This is a genomic window from Hydrogenophaga palleronii NBRC 102513 (genome assembly GCF_001571225.1).
Taxonomy (GTDB): domain Bacteria; phylum Pseudomonadota; class Gammaproteobacteria; order Burkholderiales; family Burkholderiaceae_C; genus Hydrogenophaga; species Hydrogenophaga palleronii.
In genome coordinates this window covers 1-3,062 of record NZ_BCTJ01000085.1, presented here as the reverse complement: position 1 = coordinate 3,062, position 3,062 = coordinate 1, and the positions used below count along the sequence as shown (strand labels likewise).

The 3,062-nt window shown below is 69.6% G+C and carries 3 protein-coding genes; all 3 read left to right on the top strand.

Translation table 11 applies throughout. The annotated features are described in order from the left end of the window. Window positions 1-178: 178 nt before the first annotated feature. Complete coding sequence (tkt, locus tag HPA01S_RS22320) at window positions 179-2,212, top strand: transketolase (protein ID WP_066273696.1); 2,034 nt, start codon at window positions 179-181, stop codon at window positions 2,210-2,212. Next, entirely contained in the window at window positions 2,209-2,889 is a 681-nt protein-coding gene (locus tag HPA01S_RS22315; protein ID WP_066273694.1) for an HAD-IA family hydrolase, read from the top strand. The genes tkt and HPA01S_RS22315 overlap by 4 nt, the downstream gene beginning before the upstream one ends. Window positions 2,890-2,911: 22 nt before the next feature. Next, window positions 2,912-3,062, top strand: a 151-nt coding sequence (locus HPA01S_RS22915; RefSeq protein ID WP_245638730.1) for a glyceraldehyde 3-phosphate dehydrogenase NAD-binding domain-containing protein, incomplete at its 3' end; no start/stop codon positions are given.

Genomic DNA, 3,062 nt, shown 5'->3' with positions numbered 1-3,062 from the left:
GGCTGAGCCGGACCCTGGCTGCCTCTGGGTTTGAACTCCCCTTCGCGCGTTGCCTGTCTTCACGCCCTCTCCCGCCGGGAGAGGGTTGGGGTGAGGGCAACGCACCGATTTCACACACTGTGTCACGGAGACTGACTTGAACGCATCCCGACAACCCAATCCCGATCTCGCTCGCCGCATGGCGAACGCCATCCGCATGCTGGCCGTGGACGCGGTGGAGGCCGCGAACTCCGGCCACCCGGGCGCGCCCATGGGCATGGCCGACATCGCCGAGGTGCTCTGGAACCGCCACCTGCGCCACAATCCCGGCAACCCCGCCTGGCCGAACCGCGACCGCTTCGTGCTCTCCAACGGCCACGGCTCCATGCTGCTGTACGCGCTGCTGCACCTCACCGGCTACGACCTGTCGATGGACGACCTGCGCCAGTTCCGCCGCCTGCACAGCAAGACCGCCGGCCACCCCGAGGTGGGCGTGACACCTGGTGTGGAAACCACCACCGGCCCACTCGGCCAGGGCCTGGCCAACGCGGTCGGCATGGCGCTGGCCGAGCAGCTGCTGGACACCGAGTTCAACCGCCCGGGCCACACCCTCGTGGACCACCACACCTATGTGTTCCTGGGCGACGGCTGCCTGATGGAAGGCATCAGCCACGAGGTGTGTTCACTCGCCGGCACGCTGCGCCTGTCCAAACTCATCGCGCTGTACGACGACAACGGCATCTCCATCGACGGCCACGTGCAGGGCTGGTTCACCGACGACACGCCGCAGCGCTTCGCCGCCTACGGCTGGCACGTGGTCTCGGTGGACGGGCACGACCCGGCCGCCATCCACGCCGCGCTGCAACAGGCGCGCAGCGCCACCGCGCAAGCCGAGGGCAGGCCCACGCTGATCTGCTGCAAGACCATCATCGGCAAGGGCGCACCCCACAAACAAGGCAGCCACGACGTGCACGGCGCCGCGCTCGGTGCCGCCGAGGTGCAGGCCACACGCGACGCCCTGGGCTGGAGCGCCGCACCCTTCGACATCCCCGCCGACATCGCCACCGCGTGGAACGCCACCGAGCGCGGCTGTGCGCTGGAAACCCAATGGCTCGGCCGCCTGGCCGCTTACCGCGAGGCCTTCCCGGCAGAAGCCGCCGCGTTCGAGCGCCGCATGGCCGGCGAACTTCCCCCGGGTTTTGCCGACGGCCTGCCCGCGCTGGTGGCCGCGCTCGGCCAGCGCAGCGACGCGGTCGCCACGCGCAAGGCCAGCCAGCTCGCGCTGGATGCGATGGCGCCGCTGCTGCCCGAGATCTTCGGCGGCAGCGCCGACCTCACCAGCTCCAACCTCACCAACTTCAAGGGCTGCGTCACCGCCGGGCCGAACCCGGCCGGGCACTTCAACGGCGGCAACCACCTGAGCTACGGTGTGCGCGAATTCGGCATGGCCGCGATCATGAACGGCCTGGCGCTGCACGGCGGCTTCATCCCCTACGGCGGCACCTTCCTGGCGTTCAGCGACTACAGCCGCAACGCCGTGCGCATGGCTGCGCTGATGAAGCTGCAGGTCATCCACGTGTTCACGCACGACAGCATCGGCCTGGGCGAAGACGGCCCCACGCACCAGCCGGTGGAGCACGTGCCCAGCCTGCGCATCATTCCCGGGCTGGACGTGTGGCGGCCCGCCGACGCACTGGAAACCGCGGTGGCCTGGGCCCATGCGCTGCAGCGGCGCGACGGCCCCAGCGCGCTCGCGCTCTCGCGCCAGAACCTGCCGCAACTCGGTGACGCGTCGCGCGCGGCGGCGGTTCAGTGCGGTGGTTATGTGCTCTCGGACATGGCGGGCGCGCAAGCCGTGATCCTCGCCACCGGGTCGGAAACCACGCTGGCCCTGCAGGCGCAGGCCACGCTCGCGGCCGAAGGCATCGCCACGCGCGTGGTCTCCATGCCCTGCACCAACCTGTTCGACCGGCAGGACAGCTCCTGGCAGGACACCGTGCTGCCACCCGCCCTGCCCGCCGTGGCGGTGGAAGCCGCACACCCGGATTTCTGGCGCAAGTACGTGGGCCGCAGCGGCCGTGTGGTGGGCATGGGCAGCTTCGGTGAATCGGCCCCGGCGAAAGACCTGTACGCGCACTTCGGCATCACCGCCGCGCGCGTGGCCGACGAGGTGCGCGCGCTGGTGCACCCGCGCCCACGCGTGCGCGCCGGCATCGAGGCAGAAGCGGCATGAGCGCCGCACCCACCGCATTCGACCTGGCGATGTTCGACCTCGACGGCACGCTGGTCGCCACCGCCGGCGAGATCGGCGACGCCGTCAACGACACGCTGCTGCGTTTCGAGCTGCCCCTGGTTTCGGCGACACAGGTCGAGCGCTGGATCGGCCACGGCACGCGTGAGCTGCTGATCCAGGCCGTCGCCTCGGCCAGCGACACCCTGGCCGAGGTGGTGCGCCACAGCTCGAGCCTGTCCCTGATCGAGACCGAGTTCGACCGCCACTACCAGCGCCGCTGCGGCACACGCAGCCAGATCTACCCGCAGGTGCGCGAAACACTGCAAGCGCTGCGCGAACGCGGTGTGAAGCTCGCGGTGGTGACCAACAAGGAAAGCCGCTACACCGCCACCGTGCTCGACACGCACGGCCTCGCACCACTGTTCCACTTTGTGGTCAGCGGCGACAGCCTGCCCACGAAGAAGCCCGACCCCGCCGGCATCCAGCGTTGCCTGGCGCAGTTCGGCGCCGCGCCGGAACGCGCGCTGTTCGTGGGCGATTCGTCCATCGACGTGGCCACCGCGCGCAACGCCGGCGTGCGCGTGTGGGCCCTGCCCTATGGCTACAACCGGGGCGAGCCCATCACCGCCTGCAATCCCGACCGCGTGATCCCCGACCTATCGAGCCTGTTGACCTGACCCTTTTCTTTTTCAAGAACCCATGAACCAGACATCCCCCATCCGCGTTGGCATCAACGGCTTCGGCCGCATCGGCCGCAACGTGCTGCGCAGCGCCATCCAGAACTTCCCGGACATCGAAGTCGTCGCCATCAACGACCTGCTCGAGCCCGACTACCTCGCCTACATGCTGA

What these genes read in the sequence shown, in the direction of transcription:
- tkt (WP_066273696.1), top strand. Translation starts at nt 179, where the DNA reads ATGGCGAACGCCATCCGCATGCTGGCCGTGGACGCGGTGGAGGCCGCG.
- HPA01S_RS22315 (WP_066273694.1), top strand. Translation starts at nt 2,209, where the DNA reads ATGAGCGCCGCACCCACCGCATTCGACCTGGCGATGTTCGACCTCGAC.